Origin of the sequence: Mesorhizobium sp. B3-1-9 (genome assembly GCF_006439595.1) — a bacterium.
Classification (GTDB): Bacteria; Pseudomonadota; Alphaproteobacteria; order Rhizobiales; family Rhizobiaceae; genus Mesorhizobium.
Window position 1 is genome coordinate 127869 of sequence record NZ_VFTJ01000010.1, and the last position, 20401, is coordinate 148269.

Annotated in this window: 20 protein-coding genes and 1 pseudogene; 12 read left to right on the forward strand and 9 right to left on the reverse strand. The window is 64.7% G+C overall.

Going from position 1 to position 20401, the window contains the following annotated elements:
- The first annotated feature begins 64 nt into the window (after positions 1–64).
- Entirely contained in the window at positions 65–379 is a 315-nt protein-coding gene (locus tag FJW07_RS19345; RefSeq protein ID WP_246680801.1) for a GFA family protein, read from the forward strand.
- 69 nt (positions 380–448) lie between these two features.
- On the opposite strand, the gene FJW07_RS19350 is transcribed toward FJW07_RS19345, so the two are convergent.
- The gene (locus FJW07_RS19350; protein ID WP_140858267.1) at positions 449–1666 is read right to left on the reverse strand and encodes an MFS transporter; all 1218 of its coding nucleotides are present in this window, start codon (positions 1664–1666) and stop codon (positions 449–451) included.
- Between the two features lie 171 nt (positions 1667–1837).
- Between FJW07_RS19350 and FJW07_RS19355 the strand changes: the two genes are divergently transcribed.
- Both FJW07_RS19355 and FJW07_RS19360 read left to right on the forward strand, forming a co-directional pair.
- Entirely contained in the window at positions 1838–2806 is a 969-nt protein-coding gene (locus FJW07_RS19355) for an AraC family transcriptional regulator (RefSeq protein WP_140858269.1), read from the forward strand.
- Between the two features lie 105 nt (positions 2807–2911).
- Positions 2912–3328 (forward strand): annotated as a pseudogene (locus tag FJW07_RS19360) (DUF4437 domain-containing protein).
- Here the strand turns inward: FJW07_RS19360 and FJW07_RS19365 are convergent.
- The 7 genes from FJW07_RS19365 to FJW07_RS19395 all read right to left on the reverse strand — a co-directional run bounded on the left by FJW07_RS19365 (position 3306) and on the right by FJW07_RS19395 (position 10035).
- Positions 3306–4409 (reverse strand): ABC transporter ATP-binding protein, encoded by a 1104-nt coding sequence (locus FJW07_RS19365; protein WP_140644640.1) that lies wholly within the window; start codon positions 4407–4409, stop codon positions 3306–3308. The pseudogene FJW07_RS19360 and the gene FJW07_RS19365 sit on opposite strands and share 23 nt — an antisense overlap.
- Positions 4409–5512 carry an ABC transporter ATP-binding protein gene (locus tag FJW07_RS19370; protein WP_140644641.1) on the reverse strand — a complete coding sequence of 368 codons (1104 nt, stop codon included), beginning with the start codon at positions 5510–5512 and terminating at the stop codon, positions 4409–4411. Before FJW07_RS19370 ends, FJW07_RS19365 begins: the two co-directional genes overlap by 1 nt.
- On the reverse strand, positions 5509–5745 hold the full coding sequence (locus FJW07_RS19375) for a hypothetical protein (protein WP_140644642.1): 237 nt from the start codon (positions 5743–5745) through the stop codon (positions 5509–5511). The genes FJW07_RS19370 and FJW07_RS19375 overlap by 4 nt, the downstream gene beginning before the upstream one ends.
- Complete coding sequence (locus FJW07_RS19380) at positions 5742–6701, reverse strand: carbohydrate ABC transporter permease (RefSeq protein ID WP_140644643.1); 960 nt, start codon at positions 6699–6701, stop codon at positions 5742–5744. The genes FJW07_RS19375 and FJW07_RS19380 overlap by 4 nt, the downstream gene beginning before the upstream one ends.
- Positions 6702–6704: 3 nt before the next feature.
- Positions 6705–7610, reverse strand: a complete 906-nt coding sequence (locus FJW07_RS19385) for a sugar ABC transporter permease (protein WP_140644644.1) — start codon at positions 7608–7610, stop codon at positions 6705–6707.
- A gap of 70 nt (positions 7611–7680) precedes the next feature.
- A complete protein-coding gene (locus tag FJW07_RS19390) occupies positions 7681–8997 on the reverse strand; it encodes an ABC transporter substrate-binding protein (protein WP_140644645.1) in 1317 nt (438 codons plus the stop codon).
- A 354-nt stretch (positions 8998–9351) separates the two neighbouring features.
- Positions 9352–10035, reverse strand: coding sequence for a TetR/AcrR family transcriptional regulator (locus FJW07_RS19395; RefSeq protein WP_140858271.1), 684 nt, complete (start codon positions 10033–10035; stop codon positions 9352–9354).
- Positions 10036–10193: 158 nt separating this feature from the next.
- On the opposite strand from FJW07_RS19395, the gene FJW07_RS19400 reads away from it, so the two are divergent.
- From FJW07_RS19400 to FJW07_RS19410, 3 genes are read left to right on the forward strand one after another with little or no spacing between them, the layout of a single operon-like run.
- Positions 10194–11390 carry a Tm-1-like ATP-binding domain-containing protein gene (locus FJW07_RS19400; protein WP_140858273.1) on the forward strand — a complete coding sequence of 399 codons (1197 nt, stop codon included), beginning with the start codon at positions 10194–10196 and terminating at the stop codon, positions 11388–11390.
- Between the two features lie 12 nt (positions 11391–11402).
- Positions 11403–12305 carry a phosphoenolpyruvate hydrolase family protein gene (locus tag FJW07_RS19405; protein WP_246680803.1) on the forward strand — a complete coding sequence of 301 codons (903 nt, stop codon included), beginning with the start codon at positions 11403–11405 and terminating at the stop codon, positions 12303–12305.
- A 4-nt stretch (positions 12306–12309) separates the two neighbouring features.
- Positions 12310–12726, forward strand: a complete 417-nt coding sequence (locus FJW07_RS19410) for a cupin domain-containing protein (protein ID WP_140858274.1) — start codon at positions 12310–12312, stop codon at positions 12724–12726.
- Between the two features lie 73 nt (positions 12727–12799).
- On the opposite strand, the gene FJW07_RS19415 is transcribed toward FJW07_RS19410, so the two are convergent.
- Entirely contained in the window at positions 12800–13990 is a 1191-nt protein-coding gene (locus FJW07_RS19415) for a Xaa-Pro peptidase family protein (RefSeq protein ID WP_140858276.1), read from the reverse strand.
- Between the two features lie 333 nt (positions 13991–14323).
- Here FJW07_RS19415 and FJW07_RS19420 point away from each other — a divergent pair, with 333 nt between their 5' ends.
- The 6 genes from FJW07_RS19420 (at position 14324) to FJW07_RS19445 (ending at position 20310) form a co-directional block, all read left to right on the forward strand.
- Complete coding sequence (locus FJW07_RS19420) at positions 14324–15934, forward strand: ABC transporter substrate-binding protein (protein ID WP_140858278.1); 1611 nt, start codon at positions 14324–14326, stop codon at positions 15932–15934.
- A gap of 273 nt (positions 15935–16207) precedes the next feature.
- Complete coding sequence (locus FJW07_RS19425) at positions 16208–17194, forward strand: ABC transporter permease (RefSeq protein WP_140709519.1); 987 nt, start codon at positions 16208–16210, stop codon at positions 17192–17194.
- Positions 17191–18021, forward strand: a complete 831-nt coding sequence (locus FJW07_RS19430; RefSeq protein WP_140709517.1) for an ABC transporter permease — start codon at positions 17191–17193, stop codon at positions 18019–18021. Before FJW07_RS19425 ends, FJW07_RS19430 begins: the two co-directional genes overlap by 4 nt.
- Positions 18018–19025 (forward strand): ABC transporter ATP-binding protein, encoded by a 1008-nt coding sequence (locus FJW07_RS19435; protein ID WP_181175546.1) that lies wholly within the window; start codon positions 18018–18020, stop codon positions 19023–19025. Before FJW07_RS19430 ends, FJW07_RS19435 begins: the two co-directional genes overlap by 4 nt.
- Positions 19022–19807 carry an ATP-binding cassette domain-containing protein gene (locus tag FJW07_RS19440; RefSeq protein WP_140709515.1) on the forward strand — a complete coding sequence of 262 codons (786 nt, stop codon included), beginning with the start codon at positions 19022–19024 and terminating at the stop codon, positions 19805–19807. The genes FJW07_RS19435 and FJW07_RS19440 overlap by 4 nt, the downstream gene beginning before the upstream one ends.
- Positions 19804–20310: an L-2-amino-thiazoline-4-carboxylic acid hydrolase gene (locus FJW07_RS19445; RefSeq protein ID WP_140858280.1), complete on the forward strand. Its 507-nt coding sequence runs from the start codon at positions 19804–19806 to the stop codon at positions 20308–20310. The genes FJW07_RS19440 and FJW07_RS19445 overlap by 4 nt, the downstream gene beginning before the upstream one ends.
- Positions 20311–20401 lie beyond the last annotated feature (91 nt).

A 20401-nucleotide genomic window follows, 5' to 3' on the forward strand; every position in this document is an offset into this window, starting at 1 on the left:
TTTGCACCCTGCCAGCGATGGGAAGATGCTGATGCTGTACAAAGGCAGCTGCCACTGCGGCTAGGTGGCGTTCGAGGTCGAGGGCGAGCTTGGCATGGCCGTGCGCTGCAATTGCTCGATCTGCCGGCGCAAGGGCGCGCTGTTGTGGGCCGTGCCGCATGAGAAGCTCAATCTGGTCGCCTGGGGCGACGACCTCGGCCGCTACACATTCGGCAAAGGCGCGATCGCGCATCGCTTCTGCCGCACCTGCGGCATGCACCCTTTCGCCGAGGATGTCAGCGAGGGCAACGAACGATCCGCCTATGTCAACATCAACTGCCTCGACGGCGTCGACCTCAAGACCGTCGAAGTGTTCGAGTTCGACGGCGGCGCGGCCTGAAGCTGAAAATTATCGGCCCGGCGCTCGTGAGAGCCGCCGGGCCGATGCCTGGGAGGCAAGCAGTCTTAGCTACTCGGCAGCCTGCTTCGGTCCCATCAGGAAGGCTACCAGCGCCGCGAGCAAGGTCGCCACGCCGCTATAGGCGAAGGCGGTGGCGACACCGGCATGATCGACCAGAAGGCCGCCGACGACGGCGCCAAGCGCGATCGCCACCTGGAAGGTCGCGACCATCAGGCCGCCGGCGCTCTCGGCCTGGTCAGGCGCGGCGCGCACCAGCCAGGTCTGCAGGCCGACCGGAACGGCGCCGAAGGCAAAGCCCCAGGCGGTGACCGCGACCGCCGCCGTTATCGGCGAGGCGCCGAGCACGAGCAGCGCCGCCGCCGACAAGGCGATCAGCAGCGGCGCCAGGCCGACCGCCATCTTCAGATTGCGCTCGGCCAGGAAGGCGCCGGCGAAATTGCCGAAGAAGCCGCCGATGCCATAGGCGAGCAGCACCAGCGAGATGGTTTCGATCGGCATCGCCGGCACCGTCTCCAGGAACGGCCGCACATAGGTGAAGCCGGCAAACTGTCCGGATGCGACCAGGAGAACGACCAGCAGCGCGATGCGGATCATTGGCCGCTTCAGCACCTCGGCCAGCGTGCGGAAGCTCGCGACCGCGGTCGGCGGCAGGCTTGGCAGGGTGGCGAGTTGCACCAGCAGCGCCAGCCCGCCGACGACCGCCGCGATCATGAAGGCGGTGCGCCAGCCCCAGATGTCGCCGACATAGGCGCCGACCGGAGCCGCCGTGACCGTGGCGACCGAGACGCCGGTCAGGATGATCGACATGGCGCGCGGCATCAGCCGCATCGGCACAAGCCGAAGCGCCATGGCCGCCGACATCGACCAGAAACCGCCAAGCGCAACGCCGAGCACCACGCGGGCAAGAAGCAGCATGGCGAGCGAGGACGTGAAGGCGGCGACGAGGTTGGAGACGATCAAAAGGGCGGAGAGGATCCACATGACCAGCCGGCGGTCGAGCCGCTTGGTGACGATCGCCATGGTCGGCGCCGCGATCGCGCCGACGACGGCCGTCGCCGTCACCGCCTGGCCGGCGGCGCCTTCGCTGACGCCGAGGTCCTGCGCCAGCCGCGTCAACAGGCTGGCGGGCAGGAATTCGGCGGTCACCAGGCCGAAAACGCCGAGCGCCAGCGAGACCACCGCCGCCCAGGCCGGTTCGGTTCGTTCGTCCTGCTCGCTCGCGTCGAGAATAGTGGCGTCGACGGCGCCCGTTGCGGGTTCGGTCATGGCAAAATCTCCGATCTGTTTGCGGCGCTACGCAAGAGATGACCAGATCGGACTTCGCCCGTTACATGCCGGCGGGCGGCTCTGTCAGTTCGATTTGGTTGCGGCGCAACATTTGGCTGCAGCGCAACATAGGGAGTGACCGGCTGGAGTTTCCATGCTAGAAACGCCGAAATGAATTACAATTCGTCCAAAACCATTCTGCAGGCTTCCGGCGACCCGCTGACCGACATGTTGCGCGGCCTGCGCCTTGACGGCGTCGATTACGGCCGCTGCGTGCTTGGCGAGCCGTGGGCCGTTTCCTTCCCCGCGCAGAAGGCGGCGCGCTTCCATTTCATCGGACAGCGAGGCTGCTGGCTGTTCTCGCCGGCCAAGGAATGGATAAAGCTCTCGGTGGGCGACGCGCTGCTGATTCCGCGCGGCGACGAGCATGTGCTGGCGAGCGCGCCCGGCGTGCCGCCGGTGCCGATCGGCCGCTACACGATCGAGCCGGTGTGCGAGAACATCTACGACGTCTCGAACGGCTGCGACGGCTGCAAGACCTTGCTGTTTTGCGGCAGCATGCATTTCAACCTCGACGGCTCGCATCCGCTGCTGGAGATGATGCCCGACCTGATGCAGGCGCATAAGCTGATGGCCAACGCGCCCGGCATCCAGCATCTGCTCGACGCGATGGCGGGCGAGGTGACGATGGACCGCGTCGGCTCCGGCGGCATCCTCGCCCGCCTGGCCGACGTGCTCGCGGCCACCATCATCCGCTCCTGGGTGGAGAATGGCTGCGGCGACGCCACCGGATGGATCGCCGCCGTGCGCAACCCGGATGTCGGCAAGGTGCTTGCCGCTATCCACCTGCAGCCGGAGCGCGACTGGACGGTCGAGGCGCTGGCCAGGATGATGGGCGCCTCACGCTCCGCCTTTGCGCAGCGCTTCGCCATCGTGGTCGGCGAGACGCCGGCCAAATATGTGCTGCGTGTGCGCATGCACCAGGCGCGGCAATGGCTCACCCGCGACGGCATGCGGGTTTCGGTGGCGGCGTCGAGGCTGGGCTACGATTCAGAAGCCTCCTTCAGCCGCGCCTTCAAGCGGGTGATGGGCGTGGCGCCAAGTCATTTCCGTCACACCGGCGCCGACGAACAATCCTGATCGCAAGCAGCCGGTTGCCAGGCTGGAGGAATTGCCAAGTCTTGTGGACACCGCGTCATTCCCCGCCGGCCGAGGCGGCATAAGCTCGCTGGCGGAGGAAACAGCATGCCCAATCATCTTGCATCGCTTGCGCTTGCCGCGCTCGCCATCCTGCCAAGCCCGGTTTTCGCGCTCGAGGACAGCTACCTGCCCGCCGACAAGATCCCTTACGCCGTCGAAGCGCCGGGCCAGCCACAGCGCCTTGGCCCGCTATGGGGCGAACGAACGAAAGGCCCGGCCGGCGCGCTGCTGAAGGTTCCCGGCAACTGGCGCGCCCGTCCATGCCCACACCGCCGATTACCGCGCCGTGGTCATCAAGGGCCTCTGGGCGCATTGGCAGATGCAGGGCGGCGAAGCCAACAGGGTCGAGTTGCCGCCGGCTCCTACTGGACCCAGAAGGCCGACGAAATGCATGACGATGCCTGCCTGTCGGACACCGAACGCGTGATCCTGCTGACCGCTATCCGGCGTGCCGCAGGCTGACGCCGCTGCCTTTGTCGAACAGCACCACCTTGTCCGGGTTCCAGGCAAAGCGCACCGGCTGTTCGATCGCGACATCGGTCCTGGCCGGCACGGTTGCCCGCAGCATCGTTTCGCCGACCCTGAGCGTCAGGATCTTCTCCACACCGTGGTTCTCAACGTCGTGGACGTGCGCCTCGACCGGCGCGCCGCTCTCCAGGTAGACGTCCTCCGGACGGATGCCGAAGACGAGTGGCCGACCGTCGGTCGCGCCACTCGTCCTGCCCCCGCCAAAAGTCTTGGCCCCAACCGTCAGCGGCAGCTCGAAATTCATCGGCGCCATCACGGCGCGGTCGTTGACCAGTCTGCCGTCGATGAGGTTCATCGGCGGCGAACCGACGAAGCTCGCGACATAGGTGTCGCGAGGATTGTTGTAGATCTCATGCGGCGTGCCTGTCTGGACGATGCGGCCATGGTTGAGCACGCCGACCTTGTCGCCCATCGACATGGCTTCGATCTGGTCATGCGTGACGAACAGGAATGTGGCGCCGAGCTGCATCTGCAGGTTCTTCAATTCCGTGCGCAGCGCCTCGCGCAGCTTGGCGTCGAGCGCCGACAGCGGCTCGTCCATCAGGAACACGCGCGGCTTGCGCACGATCGCCCGGCCGATCGACACGCGCTGCATCTCGCCGCCGGAAAGCCGGTCCGTCTTGCGGTCGAGAAGGTGCTCGATCCTGAGCGTGCGGGCCGCGCGCGCCACGCGGTCCTTGATCTCGGCATCCGGCAGCCGGCGGATCTTCGGCTTTAGCGGAAATTCGAGATTCTGCCGCACCGTGTAGCGCGGATAGAGCGAATATTGCTGCAACACCAGCGCCACGTCGCGTTCGGCAGCGCCCCAGTCGGCGACGTCGACGCCGTCGATGAAGACCTGGCCCTCGGTCGGCTTCTCAAGGCCCGCGACCATCCTCAGCGTCGTCGTCTTGCCGGCGCCCGTCTCGCCGAGCAGCACGAAGAATTCGCCGTCGGCGATGTCGAGATCGAGATTGGACAGAGCCGTGTGGGTGCCGAACGTCTTGGAGATGTTCTTCAGCTGGATATGGGCCATTACAATCTCACTCCGAGCGACTTGCCGCTCGCGGCGTCGAAGAAATGCGCCTGCGAAGGATCGATCCGCGCATAGACCTTTTCGCCCGCTCCGCCGATGAAGCCGCTCTTGGTGCGGGCGCGCAGCATCTTGGAGCCGACCTTGAGATCGACGATATCGAAGGATCCCAGCGGCTCGACGATCTGCGTTTCGACTGGCAGGAAGCCGTCCGTCGCCTCGCGGCGCACCAGCACGCCTTCCGGCCGGATGCCGAGCGTCAGCTGGCCGCCGGCATGGCCGTTGAGCTTGGAAAGCAGCGCGCGCGGAAACTCGAAGCCGGTGGCCGCGCCGCCGACGGAGACGGAAGCTGCCGACGCATTCTCGGCGACCGTCGCCTCAGCCACGTTCATCACCGGGCTGCCGACGAACTGCGCGACGAATAGATTGGCCGGATGCGAATAGACCTCGTCCGGCGTGCCGACCTGCTGCAGCACACCCTCATGCATGATGACGATGCGGTCGGCGAGGCTCATCGCCTCGATCTGGTCGTGCGTGACATAGATGCTGGTCGAGCCTTGCTTGATATGCAGCCGCTTGATCTCGGCGCGCATTTCCTCGCGCAGCTTGGCATCGAGCGCGCCGATCGGCTCGTCCATCAGCATCGCCTTCGGGCGCCGCACCAGCGCCCGGCCGATGGCGACGCGCTGCATGTCGCCGCCCGACAGCGCCGAGGGCTTCTTGTTGAGAAGATCGCTGATCTGCAGCGTCTTGGCTACCGAGCGCACCTCGGTGTCGATCTCGCTCCTGCTCTTGCGCGTCGCGCGCAGCGGAAAGGCGATGTTCTCGTAGACGTTCATATGCGGATAGAGCGAGAACGACTGGAACACCATGGCGATGTCGCGGTCGGCAGCCTTGAGGTGCTGCACCGGCTTGCCGTCGATCAATATGTCGCCCTGGTCGATTGTCTCCAGCCCGGCGATGGCGCGCAGCGTCGTCGTCTTGCCGCAGCCCGACTGTCCGAGCAGCACGATGAACTCGTTGTCGTCGATCTTGAGGTTCAGGTCCTTGATGACCTGGACGGCGCCGAAGAATTTCTGGACGCCGCGAAGCTCGATCTGGGTCAATGCTGTGCCCCCGCGTTGCGCGCCTGCTGGTCGGCTCCGTGCCCGGTGCCGGCCTGCTCCTCGCGTGGGATCTTGGAGGTGACGTTGAAGCCGATAAGGCCGATCAGGATGATCGTCACGCCGTAAGTGTGGAGCGGCATGTTCCAGGGTTGGCAGAGCGCGACGATGCCAAGCACCATCAGGATCTGCGATCCAGGCTCCAGATATTTCTCGTTGATCGCGCGAAAGCTCATTTGCGGATCGCTCCGAAGGACATGCCTCGCAACAGATGGTTGCGGAGCAGGAAGGTGAAGATCGCGACCGGCAGCAGGAACAGGAACGTGCCGGCGGCGATCACCGTCCAGTCGGGCAGGCCGGAGCCGACCTGGCTCGGGATGAAGGGCGGCGCGGTCTGGGCGCGGCGGTTGGTCATGATCAGCGCGAAGGCATATTCGTTCCACGCCGTGATGAAGCAGAACACGGCGGTGGCAGCGATGCCGGTGGCGGCCTCCGGCAGCACGATCTTGAAGAAGGCTTCCATGCGCGTGTAGCCGTCGACGAGTGCCGCCTCCTCATATTCCTTCGGGATCTCGTCGATGAAGCCTTTCATCAGCCAGACCGAGAAGGACAGGTTGAAGGCGGTGTAGAGGATGATCAGCCCGAGATGGGAATCGTTCAGCCCCACGGCCCGGTACATCAGGAACATCGGGATCGCGACCACCACCGGCGGCAGCATGCGCGTCGACAAGATGAAGAAGAGCAGGTCCGCCTCTCCCTTCACCTTGAAGCGCGAGAAGCCGTAGGCGGTGAACGTGCCCATGCCGACTGCGAGCACGGTCGAGGTGATCGCCACGATCAGCGAGTTCAGGAAGCGGCTCGGATAGCCCGACCACTGCACCTCACCCTTGCCGTCACGCACGATCTTTTCGCCGCCGTCGAAGACGACGCGCTCCCACCATGGGGCGGCCGCATATTCTTCCGGCGTCGGCGGATTGCGCATCTGGGACCGCTTGGTGAACAGCTTCACGAAGGGCGATATCTCCGGCTGGAAGATGACCGTCGGCGGGATGGTGGTGGCGAGGGCGCGCGGCTTGAATGCCGTCGAGGCGATCCAGTAGATTGGCGCCAGGAAAATGATCGTCACCAGCAGAACGATGACGATGGCGATGCGGTTGAAGGTGATTTCTGAAGAAGTGCGGACGGCGGCCATCTGTCAGCGCTCCTTCACTTTGTTGAGGTATTTGACGTAGATGTTGGTGATCGCCAGCACCATGATCAGCACGATGTAGGCCATGGCGCAGGAGCGCCCCGTCTGCCATTCCTGGAAAGCCATCTTGTAGAGCCGGATCGAGATAAGTTCGGCCGTCGGCTGGCTGGTCAGGATGTAGGCGAGATCGAAGGTCTTGAACGCTTCCATGGTGCGGAAAATGACCGCGATCATCAGGATCGGCGCGACCAGCGGCAGGGTGATGCGGAAGAAGGTGTAGAACGGGCCGGCGCGGTCGATCGCCGCCGCCTCGTAGAGATGTTTCGGCACCGCCGAGAGGCCGGCCAGCGACAGCAGCATGACGAAGGGCGACCACATCCAGATATCGGTCAAGGCGACTGCATAGAGCGCCATTTTCGGGTCTGCCAGCCACTCGAAATTGCCGAGCCCGAGCGCATAGTTGATGACGCCCCATGAAGGGTCATAAAGCAGTTTCCAGAACAGGCCGACGACGGCCATCGACAGCATCATCGGCAGTAACAGCAGCGTAGTGATAAGGCCCTTGAGCGGAATATCCCGGTTGAGCAGCATCGCCACGCCAAAGCCGACAAGCAGTTGTCCGACGACCGAGACAATCACGTATTTCGCGGTGATGGCGAAGTTCGACCAGACATAGGGGTCGTTGAGCAGATCGCGATAGTTCTGCAATCCGACGAAATTAGCCGGCGCGTTGGTCGACGCGCGGAAATCGGTGAAGGAATAGCCGAGCGAATAGATCAACGGAAAGATGTTGAAGACGATCAGGAACAGGATCGTCGGGATAATGAAGAGATTGCGGATCGAAATGTCGCTGAGGCCGCGCGCTGCGGCCCGCGAGGACCTGTCCAGCGTAGTGATCATCGTGCTCGCCAAAACCCTGCTCCGGATTCTCAAAAAAGCAAACGGAGGAGGCATGAGAAGCCTCCTCCGTGAGGCATGTCGGTTACTTCACGCGGCCGTATTTCTTGAAGGTCGCGTTCCAGTCGGCGGCAAGCGCGTCCAGCGTTTCCTTGGCCGTGCCCGAGCCGCCGATCATGTAGGGATAGACGCGCTGGTTGAGTTGCTGCAGCAGTTCGGCATATTCCGGCACGGCCCAGAAGTCCTTCACCTTGAACATGGTCTCGTAGAAGGCCTTGTTGTACGGCGTTGCACTCTGGAATTCCGGCGATTTCAGCACCGCGGCGCTGCAGGTATAGCCGCCGAGAGCCGCCCATTTCTTCTGGGTGTCGTCCTTGATGAACCATTCCAGGAACTTCATCGCCTCGTCCTGCTTCTGCGAATAGGAGACGATGGAGATGCCCTGGCCGCCGAGAGCCGCGAACTGGTCGCCATTCGGTCCCGGAGGATTGGCGAAGAAACCGGTGTTCTTGGCGTTCGGGTTTGACGACTCGTTGATCAGCGAGGGGAAGAAGGCGAAGTAGTTCATGCTCATCGCCGCGAGGTTCTCGGTGATCGCCTGGTTGTCCTCGACGAAGAACGACTTGGCCCAGCCCGGAGGCGTGAACTTGTAGAGTTCCTTGTAGGCATCCAGTGCCGCGACGGCCTTGTCGGAGTTGACGATACCGTCGACCTTGTACGTGGAGTAGTCGCCGAGCTCGCCGCCGTAGGAGAACAGGGCGTTCTCGAAGCCCATCGCCATCGCGTCATAGGAATTGTCGGTGTAGATGGCGATGCCGTATTTCTTCTGGTCCGGCCGGTAGAAGAATTCAGCGATGTCGCGCAGCGCCTTGAAATCCTTCGGCACGTCGAGGTCGTAGCCATACTTGGCCTTGAAGGCTTCCTTTTCCTTCGGGTCCTCGAACCAGTCCTTGCGGTAGGACCAGCCGACGGCGTCGCCCTCGAGCGGGATTGCCCAGTACTTGCCGCTGTTGCCGGGATATTCAGCGTAGTATTTGACCGTCGCCGGCGCCATGACTTCTTTGAGGTTGTACTTGTTGAAGAAGTCGGTCAGGTCGACATAGTGGCCGCCGGTCGAGCCCGCGCCGAGCCACTGCGAGTCGCCCACCACGAGGTCATAGGCGTCGCCATGGGCGTTGAACTCGGTGAATGCCTTGGTCTGGAAGTCGGACCACGGCGTGGTTTCAACCGTGATCTTGACGCCGGTTTCCTTCTCATACTCGTTGCCGAGTTCCTGCAGGTAGTTGGCCGGATCCCATTCCGCCCAGAAGATGGTGAGCGACTTTTCCTGCGCGTGCACGGATGTCCCGCAGGCAAGCGCCAGGCCGACACCAGCAAGCACGCTGGTCACTAACTTGCGCATAGTTTTCCTCCCTTGTGCGCATTCTACCGTCTCATGCGGGCTGGCAGCGAAAGCCGGCCCTGGTAGTTCCTCCTGTGATGGCGCCTCTCCGGTTCCAGGCCTCGTCGCCCTGCCGGAAATGGATCGCAGCCTTCACTTTTTGATCCGCTTTATCTGTCTTGATCTGGTATTACCAATTCCGGCTTGGCGTCAAGCGCTTTCTTGAGCGGCCAGCAGTAGCCGAAAAAGCGAAACATTACGATATCTGCCTGTTTTCCTTTGCTTTTCCTACTCCTTGATATGCAGAGCCCTTGCCTCAGGCTGCCCATCACAATTAACATTCCAAACTGTCCCCTTAATCTGGTCGAACCAGATTTAGGCCGTTGTTGCCTTGGACATCGCCGATTTCGCCTCCGATTCCGCCATCGCGGCACGCACCAGCGCGCCCGCCGCCCATTGCGCGACCGACATCATCTCGGCGCTGTCCAGCCCCCATATATCCTTCAACACCGTGACCACCTCGACGCCGAACACCAGCGACAGCGCCTGGGCAAGGCGCTTGAGCTGGCGCGGCTTCAAGCGCCCCTTGAGTGGCGCGATCGCATCCTTCAGCAAGTCGACGCGATGGCCGCGCTTCAAGGCCGGTTCCGATCCGAGCGTGCCCGCCTCGCGCCGCGCCCATTGATCGAGGGACAGTTTCAGCGCCGCCTTGAAGGTCGCCTCGAAGGCTTCGATGCGCGGCATCGCGGTGGCGAAGAGATCCGCCACGCGCCGCTCGGCATCGTCGGACGCCGACTTCCAGGTCAGGATCGGGCCGAGCCCTTCGTCGACCACGGCCTGCACCAGCGCCGCCTGGCTCGGGAAATAGCGGTAGGCGGTCGCGCGCGACACCTCCGCCGCCTCCGCGACCTCGCTGACCGACGGGGTCATGCCGGACTGCATCAGCCTCGTCGCCGTCTCCAGCATCAGTCGCCTTGTGCGGGCGCGCGGCCCCTTCTCGACGGCCGGCGCCTGGGCGGCATCATCGTTGGCGGCGGCTTGTTGACGTGAGACATCCATATCAATACGATACGCGCGTCTCAAAAATTTGCAATGGCGCAACGCCAGGCGATAATGGGGTCCCCACCAGCGACGAGGCTTTTGCCGAGGAGCTTAAGGGTGGGGCAAAAGAAGGCGGACGGCGATGCCCGGACATGCCGGATGACGGGGAATCACCGATGGGGCGCATCTATGTGGTCGGCACCGCCGACACCAAGGGTGAGGAACTCGCTTTCCTGGCCGATGCCGTCGCCAAGGCCGGCGGCGCGGTCATGCGTGTCGATATCGGCACGCGCGGCGCAACTGTCCCGGTCGACATCCCCGCAAGCGAGGTCGCCACGCATCATGCCGAGGGAGCCGGCGCGGTTCTCGGCCTCGATGACCGCGGCGGCGCCGTCGCCGGCATGGGCGCCGCCTTCGTCAATTTCATCCGGTCGCGCAACGACATCGCCGGCATCATCGGCATCGGCGGCGGCGGCGGCACGTCGATCGTCACCGCCGGCATGCGCGCGCTGCCGCTCGGCCTGCCGAAGCTCATGGTTTCGACGCTGGCCTCCGGCGATACCGCGCCTTACGTCGACGTCTCCGACATCATCATGATGCCGTCGGTGACCGACATGGCGGGACTGAACAGGCTCTCCCGCACGGTGCTGCACAATGCCGCCCAGGCTATCGCCGGCATGGCCGCGAAGCCCGCCCCGGCCGCCGCCGGCAAGCCGGCGCTGGGGCTCACCATGTTCGGCGTCACCACGCCCTGCGTGACCGCGATCGCCGACCGATTGCGCGCCGACTATGACTGCATGGTCTTCCACGCCACCGGCACCGGCGGCCGCTCGATGGAGAAGCTCGCCGACAGCGGTCTGCTGGCCGGCGTCGTCGACATCACCACGACCGAAGTCTGCGACTTCCTGTTCGGCGGCGTGCTGCCCGCGACCGAGGATCGCTTCGGCGCGATTGCCCGCGCGAAGCTGCCCTATGTCGGCTCGGTCGGCGCCCTCGACATGGTGAATTTCTGGGCGCCGGCCACGATCCCCGATCGTTATCGCGGACGCTTGTTCTACGAGCACAACCCCAACGTCACCCTGATGCGCACCACGGCCGAGGAATGCCGCAGGATCGGTGAATGGATCGGCGGCCGCCTCGCGCGGTGCGACGGCCCGGTCCGTTTCCTGATCCCGGAAAAGGGCGTGTCGGCGCTGGATATAGAAGGCGGCGCCTTCTTCGATCCGGACGCCGACGCGGCACTGTTCGACGCCATCGAGCGCACGATCGAGCCGACCAGGGACCGCACCGTGACGCGCCTGCCGCTGCACATCAACGACCCCGCATTCGCCAAGGCCGCCGCCGAGGCGTTCCTCAACATCGCCCAAAACTGAAAGACGACAAGCATGGCCGCCATTCCCCGCAAAACGATCCTGGAAAAATTCCGCAACATGATCGCCGATGGCGTGCCGATCGTCGGAGGCGGCGCCGGCACCGGCCTGTCGGCCAAGGCCGAGGAAGCCGGCGGCATCGACCTTATCATCATCTACAATTCCGGTCGCTACCGCATGGCCGGGCGCGGCTCGGCCGCCGGCCTGCTCGCCTATGGCAACGCCAACGAGATCGTCAAGGAGATGGCCTATGAAGTGCTGCCGGTGGTGAAGAAGACGCCGGTGCTGGCCGGAGTCAACGGCACCGACCCCTTCGTCATCATGCCGCTGCTTTTGGCCGAACTGAAGACGATGGGTTTTTCCGGCGCGCAGAATTTTCCGACCGTAGGCCTGTTCGACGGCACCATGCGCCAAAGCTTCGAGGAGACCGGCATGGGCTTCGGCCTCGAGGTCGACATGATCGCCGAGGCGCACAAGCTCGATCTCCTGACCACGCCCTACGTTTTCAATCCGGACGAAGCGCGCGCCATGACGCGGGCCGGCGCCGACATCGTCGTCGCCCATATGGGCGTCACGACCGGCGGCTCGATCGGCGCCACCTCGGCGAAAACGCTCGACGCCTGCGTCAAGGAGATCGACGCAATCGCCGACGCCGCGCGCTCGGTGCGCAAGGACGTCATCCTGCTTTGCCATGGCGGGCCGATCTCGATGCCCGACGATGCGCGCTACATCCTCGAGCGCTGCGGGGGGCTGCACGGCTTCTATGGCGCAAGCTCGATGGAGCGGCTGCCCGCCGAGGCAGCAATCGCCAGGCAGACGGCGGACTTCAAGGCGGTCGCGCTGGGGCATCGGACCCAAAAGTGGAAGCCGGTTTTGGGGAAATCCGATGCCCCGACAAAAACGAAAAGGAAGGGATGAGGCAATGGCCGATAAGAGCAAGGTGTTCGTCTACCCGAAGGATGTCAGCGCCTTCGGCTTCGACTGGGGCAAGCTGTCGCTGACCGTGGCGCCGGAAGTGAACGGCGCCGCACGCTTTTCCGGCGGCGTCGTCGACCTGCCGCCGGGCAAGGGCCACACCCGCCACAACCATCCGGGCGCCGAAGAGATCATCTTCGTCATCTCCGGCAATGGCGAGCAGATGGTCGAGGACGAGAACGGCAATCCGGTGGTGGCGAAAGTCGGCCCCGGCTGCACCATCTACGTGCCGGAAAGCCGCTTCCACTCGACGCTCAACACCGGCGACCGGCCGATGCAGCTTTTCGTCGTCTATTCCCCAGCCGGACCGGAACTCGCGCTACGCGACCTGCCGGACTTCAAGCTGCTGCCGGTGGGGCAGTGATGAACTTTCCTTCTCCCCGTTCTCCGGGGAGAAGGAACCGGCAGACGGATGAGGGGCAGCGTCGACCTCGGTTCTATGAAATCCCGCCCCTATTCCACCCACGCCCGCGGTCGCCGAACATCACATAGCCGGCGTCGGTGACGGCGACCGTATCCTCCAACTTGATGAAGCCGCGCGACGGATGGAGCATGGTGGTCTCAACCGACAGCACCATGTTCCTTTCCAGCGGCTTCGCCGCATAGGTGCCTTCATAAGCGACCGGATGGTTGGTCATCAGGAACGGCGCCTCATGCGTGATCAGCCCCATGCCGTGGGCGAAGAAATCCGCGTAGGCCGCGACCTTGGAGGCCTTCAGCACGCTCTCCGCATGCGCGATCATGTCGCCGCCCAGTATACCAGCCTTGACCTTGGAAAAGGCCGCCTGCTGCACCGCTTCGACTTCGGCCAGAAGATCCTCCAGCTCGGCATCCGGCTCGCCGAGCACGCCCATGCGGCACAGGTCGCCGATATAGCCGTGATAGTTGCCGCCGGAATCGATCGACATCACCTCGCCTTTCTTCCAAGCTTGGCTGGACGCGGCGCGGTTGTGGCTGGAGCCCAGCGTCAGCAGGCAATATTCGAAATGCGCGCCGCGATTGGTCTCCTCGCGCCTGAGCTGCTCGATGATGTCGGTCTTGCTCGTGCCTTCCCGCGCCCAGGCAATCGTTGCCAGCATGGAATCGGTGATCAGCTCGGAGGCGATGCGCAGTTGCTCCAGCTCCGCCTCGGTCTTGATGGCGCGCATGCGTTCCAGCATGTCGGTCGCATCGACCAGCTTGGCATCCGGCAACGCCTTGCGGATCAGCATATAGGCGTCGGAGGGCAGGAAACCCGGTTCGATGCCGATGCGGGCCGCCGACCTGCCGATCTGGCGCAGATGCTCCACCGCCAGATTGGCGGCATCGAGCGTGCCCCAGCAGGCCGCGTGCAAGGTCGGCGTCCAGAACGGATGGTTCTGGTGCTCGCCGCCCTCCATCTTGTTGCCGATATAGGCGGCATGTTCCGGCCCGCCCTTCTCGTAAAGGACGATCGGCAAATAGCGGCTGTGGCCGATCGCATCCATCGCCGCGAAGAAGATGAACTTGTAGCCGCCGAGCAGATATTGGGTGTTGTGCTTGGAGGTGGCGAAGAGCACGTCGATGCCGGCCTCGTCCATCAGCCGGTCCACCCGCGCCTGGTCGAACGGAACGCTGCTGACCTCGGTTTTGCCCGGAGCGATGTTCATCTGCCTCTCCCTGTTTTTCATCGGCCGCAGGAGCGCCGAACGTCATGATTTATGGCTGTCGGCCAAATCTGCATCATTTTGACCACTCTGGTCCAGCCAGAATTGATCACTTTCGCGCTAAAGGCGGTTTCTGCCCGAATCTTGATCCTGCTTCTCTATAATGTGGTCCTACCAGATAGGGGATGAGAGCCTCTTTCGGCCGGCTGGTCCAGCGGACGGAAATTTCAAAGCCAAGCCATGATGCGCCAAATCCGTCTCTGGCGAAACCTTTGCCAAGGGCCATAATCACCGGATTGCCGCGCCTGCCACGGCGCGAAGAGGGGAGTTTGAGCGATGTCCGAATTGACGATTTCACGCCGCGGCCTGCTGGCCGGCTCGGCGCTGCTTCTGGCCTCGACCGCATTGCCGACGATCGGCTTCGCGCAGACGCCAAAGAAGGGCGGCCGGCTGATCCTCGCCGCCGATTCCGAGCCGCGCAACCTCAATCCCGCGATCGTCGCCTCCAACGGTGTCTTCTTCATCTCGAGCAAGATCGTCGAGACGCTGGCCGAAGCCTCCTTCGACGGCAAGGACGGGCTCGAACCGCGCCTGGCGCTTTCCTGGGAAGGTGCCGCCGACGGCCTGTCGGTGACCTTCAAGTTGCGCGATGGCGTCAAATGGCATGACGGCAAGCCGTTCACCTCCGCCGACGTCGCCTTCTCGGCGCTGCAGATCTGGAAGCCGCTGCAAAATCTCGGCCGTACCGTGTTCAAGGACCTGGAGGCCGTGGACACGCCGGACGCGCTGACGGCGGTCTTCAAATTCGCCAAGCCGACGCCGTTCCAGCTGATCCGCAACGCGCTGCCGGCGCTGTCGAGCGTCGTGCCGAAGCACCTTTATGAGGTGGGCAAGATCGAGGACAATCCGGCCAACAACGCGCCAGTCGGCACCGGCCCGTTCAAGTTCGCCGAATACAAGGCCGGGCAATATTACCGTCTGGCCAGGAACGACGCCTATTGGGGCAAGGACGAACCCTATCTCGACGAGATCGTCTACCAGGTGCTCCCCGATCGCACCTCGGCCGCCGCTGCGCTCGAGGCGGAAGAGATCCAGCTTGCCGCCTTCTCCGCCGTGCCGCTCGCCGACCTCGACCGCATTTCCAAGGTGCCGCGTCTCAAGGTCATCACCAAGGGCTATGAGGGGCTGACCTACCAGCTCGTCGTCGAGATCAACCACCGCCGCAAGGAACTGGCAGACCTGAAAGTGCGGCAGGCGATCGCGCATGCCATCGACAAGGATTTCGTCGTCAAGACGATCTTCCTCGGCTACGCCGCGACCGCCACCGGCCCGGTGCCGAAAAACGATCCGCAATTCTACACCGCCGACGTGCAGACCTATGCTTTCGACGTCGCCAAGGCCAATGCGCTGCTGGACGAGGCCGGCTACAGGCGCGCCGACGACGGCAAGCGCTTTGCGCTGAAGCTGCTGCCGGCGCCCTACTTCAACGAGACGAAGCAGTTCGGCGACTATCTGCGCCAGGCGCTCGCGGCAATCGGCATCGACGCCGAGATCGTCAACAACGACTCGGCGGCCCATATCAAGGCGGTCTACACCGACCATGCCTTCGACCTTGCCGTTGGTCCGCCGGTGTTCCGCGGCGACCCGGCGATTTCCACCACCATCCTGGTGCAGAGCGGCATTCCGGACGGCGTGCCCTTCTCCAACCAGGGCGGCTACAAGAATGCCGACCTCGACGCGCTGATCGCCAAGGCTTCGGAGACGCTCGATACGCCAGCCCGCACCGAGCTCTACAAGGAGTTCCAGAAGAAGGTGGCGGCCGATTTGCCGCTGATCAACGTCGCCGAATGGAGCTTCATCTCCGTCGCGCGCGATACGGTCGGCAACATCGCCAACAACCCGCGCTGGGCGGTGTCGAACTGGGCGGACACTTATTTGGAATCGTGACACACTCGCGCGGATGAGAATTCGCGAGAGAATGGGAACTTGGGCAAAGACCGAGTTCCCGCCAACCCCCCTCTGTCCTGCCGGACATCTCCCCCGCAAGGGGGGAGATCAGCAGCTTGTCCGTCCCGCCAGTTCTGCAAAGTTGGAGATTGGCGAAGCCGTCGATGACAGCCAATCTCCCCGCTTGCGGGGGAGATGTCCGGCAGGACAGAGGGGGGTGCCTGGGCTCGGCATTTCTTATAGCGAGCCTTTCTCCAAACCTTCGAGGCGCGCATGACCCGCGCCCTCACGCTTCTCCGCCGCCGTCTCGTCGGCAGCGTCTTCGTGCTGCTGATCGTCGTCATCGGCAGCTTCCTGCTGCTCGAAGCCGCCCCCGGCGACGCGGTCGACGCCTATATCGTCTCGACCGGTGGCGATGCCGGTATGATCGAATTGCTGCGCCACCGCTGGGGCCTGGACCAGTCGGAACTGACGCGGCTAGCCAACTACCTCTGGGCGCTGCTGCATCTCGACCTTGGCCAGTCCGTCACCTTCTCGCGGCCGATCCGCGATGTCATCCTCGAACGCCTGCCGACCACGCTGGTCCTGATGGGCAGCGCCACCGCGCTTTCCTTCGGCCTGGGCTCGGCGCTTGGCATCTATGCCGGCGCCCGGCCCGGCAGCTTTCGCGACCGCTTCCTGTCGATCGGCTCGCTGGCGCTCTATGCCGTGCCCGGCTTCTGGCTCGGCCTTGTGCTCATCGTCGTCTTCGCCGTCGACCTGCGCTGGCTGCCGATCGGCGGCATCGAGACCATCGCCTCCGGCAAGACCGGGTTGGCGCGGGCCGCCGACATCGCCACCCATCTCGTGCTGCCGGTCTCGGCCCTCGGTTTCATCTATCTTGCGCTTTATCTGCGCATGATGCGCGCCGGCATGGCCGAGGCCTGGCGGCAGGATTTCGTGCTTGCCGCTCGTGCGCGAGGCTTGCCGCGCCACCGCATCGTGCTTGCCCACGTCGCCCGCAACGCGCTGCTGCCGCTCATCACCATGCTCGGCCTGCAATCGGCACAGATGCTCGGCGGCAGCGTCGTCATCGAAAGCGTCTTTGCCGTGCCGGGCCTCGGCCGCCTGGCGCAGGAAGCCGTCGCCGGGCGCGACACGCCGCTGCTGCTCGGCATCATCCTGGTCAGCGCCGTCCTCGTCATCGTCATCAATCTCCTGGTCGACCTCGCCTACGCTTTCCTCGATCCGCGCGTCGGCGCCGGCGAGGCCAGCGCATGAACCGCCTGCGTCGTTTCTTGCGCACGCCGGAAGCATTCGCCGGCGCAATCATCCTGGCCCTGCTCATCGTGATGGCGTTGGCGGCGCCGCTGCTGTTTCCCGGCGACCCGCAGGCGATCGCCGGGCCGGCACTGCTGCCGCCGTTCCAGGACTGGTCGCTGCCGCTCGGCACCGACCGGCTCGGTCGCGACGTGCTGGCCGAGCTGTTCCATGGCGCCCGCACCTCGCTGGCGGTCGGCCTGGCGGCGGCCGCCGCGGCGCTCCTGATCGGCGCGGTGATCGGCACTTTGGCCGGCTTTGCCGGAGGGCTCGTCGACGAAATGCTGATGCGCGTCACCGACGCCTTCCAGACAGTGCCGAGCTTCCTGCTGGCGCTCGCCTTCGTCAGCATTGTCGGCCCCTCGCTCGGCGTCGTCGTCGCGGCGATCGCGCTCGGCGCCTGGACCGGACCGGCGCGGGTGGCACGCGCGGAAGTCCTGTCGATCCGCGAGCGCGACTATGTCGCCGGCGCCCGCGTCATCGGCATGCATCCGCTCGAAATCGCCTTTCGCGAGGTGCTGCCCAATGCCCTGCCGCCGGTGCTGGCGCTGTCCTCGGTGATCGTCGCGGCGGCGATCCTCACCGAAGCGGCGCTCTCCTTCCTCGGCCTCGGCGACCCCAACCGCGTCACCTGGGGCGGCATGATCGCCGAGGGCCGCACGGTGCTGCGAACCGCGCCGTTTTTGTCGATCGTTCCCGGCGTGGCGCTCGTGCTGACGGTGCTCGGTGTCTACCTCGCCGGCGAAGGCGTGGTGGAAAGCACCGCCGTGCGCAGGAGCCTGTCGTGACCGCGCTGCTTTCGATACGCGATCTGGTGGTTGGTTACCGACGCGATGGTGTTGAGGTGGCAGCGTTGAAAGGCGTCAGCCTGGAGATCGCCGCCGGAGAGCGCCTGGCGATCATCGGCGAAAGCGGGTCCGGCAAGAGCACGCTGGCGCTGGCGATTGCGGGATTGCTGCCGAGGTCGGCCAAGATCGAAGGTTCGATTGAGTGGCAGAAACCTCGATCGTCCCGTTCCTTTGCGCCCCCCTCTGTCCTGCCGGACATCTCCCCCACAAGGGGGGAGATCAGCAGTTCCGTCGCCGGCTCTCCTTTTGCAACGCCGGCCATTGGCGAAAGCAGACGCGACAGTTCAATTTCCCCCCTTGTGGGGGAGATGTCCGGCAGGACAGAGGGGGGCGCGACAGAACGCGACCTATCCACGATTGGCGAAAACCAGGCACCCCACCTCGGCCGTGACATCGGCTTCGTCTTCCAGGACCCCTCCTCAAGCCTCGATCCGGTGATGCCGGTCGGCAGGCAGATCGCCGAGGTCGCCCGCACCCATCTCGACCTGACCTGGCCTGACGCCTTCGCCAAGGCCAAGACCCTGGTCGAACGCGTCCGTCTCCCCGATCCGGACTCGGCCCTCCACGCCTATCCCCACCAGCTTTCCGGCGGCCAGAAGCAGCGCGTGGCCATCGCCGCGGCAATTGCCGCCGGCCCCAGACTGTTGATCGCCGACGAAGCGACCAGCGCGCTCGACACCATCGTCCAGGCCGAGATCGTTACCCTGATCCGCCGCCTTGTCGCCGAGGACGGCATGACGCTGCTTTTCATCAGCCACGACATCGCGCTCGCCGCCTCGCTTGCCGATCGTATCGCGGTACTGCGCCACGGCGAACCGATCGAGCTCGGCGAGACGGACCAGATCATCAATGCGCCGCGCCATGCCTATACGCGGTCCCTGCTCGATGCCCATCTTGGCCTCGACGCCAAGCCTTTGCTTGGCCGGCAAGGCGCCTCGGCATGACCGTGCTTGCCGTCTCCAGTCTCGCCAAGCGCTACCATCGTGGCGGCAGGCCTTTCGCGGCGGTCGACGACGTGTCCTTCGAGATCGAGGCGGCGGAAACCCTGGCGCTGGCAGGTCCCTCCGGCAGCGGCAAATCGACGATCGCCAGGCTGGTGCTGCGTCTGATCGAGCCCGATGCCGGCCGCATCGACTTCGAAGGCCCGGATTTCCTCGCGCTGTCGGGCGCCGCGCTGCGCGCGCGCCGCGCCCGCCTGCAAATGGTGTTCCAGGATCCGCTCGCCGCCTTCAATCCGCGCGCCACGGTGGCGCGCGTGCTGGACGATCCCCTGCGCGTTCACAACATCGCCTCGCGCGCGGAACGCCCGCACCGGATCGCGGCGCTGCTCGAGCGCGTCGGCCTCGATTCAGGCCTTGCCCAACGCGCCATCCACGAGATTTCCGGCGGCCAGCGCCAGCGCGTGGCGATCGCCCGCGCCATCGCCACGCGACCGTCGCTGATCGTCCTCGATGAGGCGGTGTCGGCCCTCGACGTATCGGTGCGCGGGCAGATCCTGGAACTGCTGCTCGACCTGCAACGGCAGGAACGGATCGCCTATCTGTTCATTTCCCATGACCTCGGCGTCATCCGTGCCGTGGCGCACCGCGTCATCATCCTCGATGCCGGCAGGGTCGCCGAGAGCGGCGATGCCCGCGCCGTCATCGCCAACCCGCAATCGGCGATCGGCAAGGCGCTGGTGGCGGCGACGCCGAAGCTTGTAAGAACCAATCAGGACTCACCATGACCGATCCCGAATCCGCCAGAGCCGAAAAGTTGTCGGGCGAGCTCGACTCCGCCTTCCGCAACCGCGCCGACCTCTACCGCCTCTTCCTCGACGAACTGACCGCCGAGCTCGGCGCCGAGAGGGCCGAGGCGGTGATGATCCGCAGCATCGAGAAGCGCGGCCGGGAGGTCGCGGCGGCGGCCTTCGCCGGCTTCGGCCCCAATGACGCGCCGGCGATCGGCGAGGCCTTCCTTGCCGTCAGCCCGGATGGCGGCCGCATGTATCCCACCGATGTCGAGCGAGGCCAGAACCACATCGCCTTCAAGGTGAAGCGCTGCCCGCTGAAGGATGCCTGGGTCGAGGCCGGCGTCGGCGAGGAGAAACTCGCCACGCTCTGCCGCATCGCCGGCGCCTTCGACCGCGGCCTGTTCGAGGCGACCGGCGTGCGCTTCGCCAATGTCACCTGGACACCGGGCCATGGCCCCGGCTGCTGCCACATCGCGCTGACCAATCGAGACGCTTAGCCACGAAATTAAAGCATGTCTCCCGAAAGTGGGAACCGGTTTCGGGACAAAGACATGCGTAAAATCAAAGCCCTAAAGCGCACGGAGCGGA

Coding starts and splice junctions, on each gene's coding strand:
- FJW07_RS19350 (WP_140858267.1), bottom strand. CDS start 1,666: ATGACCGAACCCGCAACGGGCGCCGTCGACGCCACTATTCTCGACGCG.
- FJW07_RS19355 (WP_140858269.1), top strand. CDS start 1,838: ATGAATTACAATTCGTCCAAAACCATTCTGCAGGCTTCCGGCGACCCG.
- FJW07_RS19365 (WP_140644640.1), bottom strand. CDS start 4,409: ATGGCCCATATCCAGCTGAAGAACATCTCCAAGACGTTCGGCACCCAC.
- FJW07_RS19375 (WP_140644642.1), bottom strand. CDS start 5,745: ATGAGCTTTCGCGCGATCAACGAGAAATATCTGGAGCCTGGATCGCAG.
- FJW07_RS19380 (WP_140644643.1), bottom strand. CDS start 6,701: ATGGCCGCCGTCCGCACTTCTTCAGAAATCACCTTCAACCGCATCGCC.
- FJW07_RS19390 (WP_140644645.1), bottom strand. CDS start 8,997: ATGCGCAAGTTAGTGACCAGCGTGCTTGCTGGTGTCGGCCTGGCGCTT.
- FJW07_RS19395 (WP_140858271.1), bottom strand. CDS start 10,035: ATGGATGTCTCACGTCAACAAGCCGCCGCCAACGATGATGCCGCCCAG.
- FJW07_RS19400 (WP_140858273.1), top strand. CDS start 10,194: ATGGGGCGCATCTATGTGGTCGGCACCGCCGACACCAAGGGTGAGGAA.
- FJW07_RS19405 (WP_246680803.1), top strand. CDS start 11,403: ATGGCCGCCATTCCCCGCAAAACGATCCTGGAAAAATTCCGCAACATG.
- FJW07_RS19410 (WP_140858274.1), top strand. CDS start 12,310: ATGGCCGATAAGAGCAAGGTGTTCGTCTACCCGAAGGATGTCAGCGCC.
- FJW07_RS19415 (WP_140858276.1), bottom strand. CDS start 13,990: ATGAACATCGCTCCGGGCAAAACCGAGGTCAGCAGCGTTCCGTTCGAC.
- FJW07_RS19420 (WP_140858278.1), top strand. CDS start 14,324: ATGTCCGAATTGACGATTTCACGCCGCGGCCTGCTGGCCGGCTCGGCG.
- FJW07_RS19425 (WP_140709519.1), top strand. CDS start 16,208: ATGACCCGCGCCCTCACGCTTCTCCGCCGCCGTCTCGTCGGCAGCGTC.
- FJW07_RS19430 (WP_140709517.1), top strand. CDS start 17,191: ATGAACCGCCTGCGTCGTTTCTTGCGCACGCCGGAAGCATTCGCCGGC.
- FJW07_RS19440 (WP_140709515.1), top strand. CDS start 19,022: ATGACCGTGCTTGCCGTCTCCAGTCTCGCCAAGCGCTACCATCGTGGC.
- FJW07_RS19445 (WP_140858280.1), top strand. CDS start 19,804: ATGACCGATCCCGAATCCGCCAGAGCCGAAAAGTTGTCGGGCGAGCTC.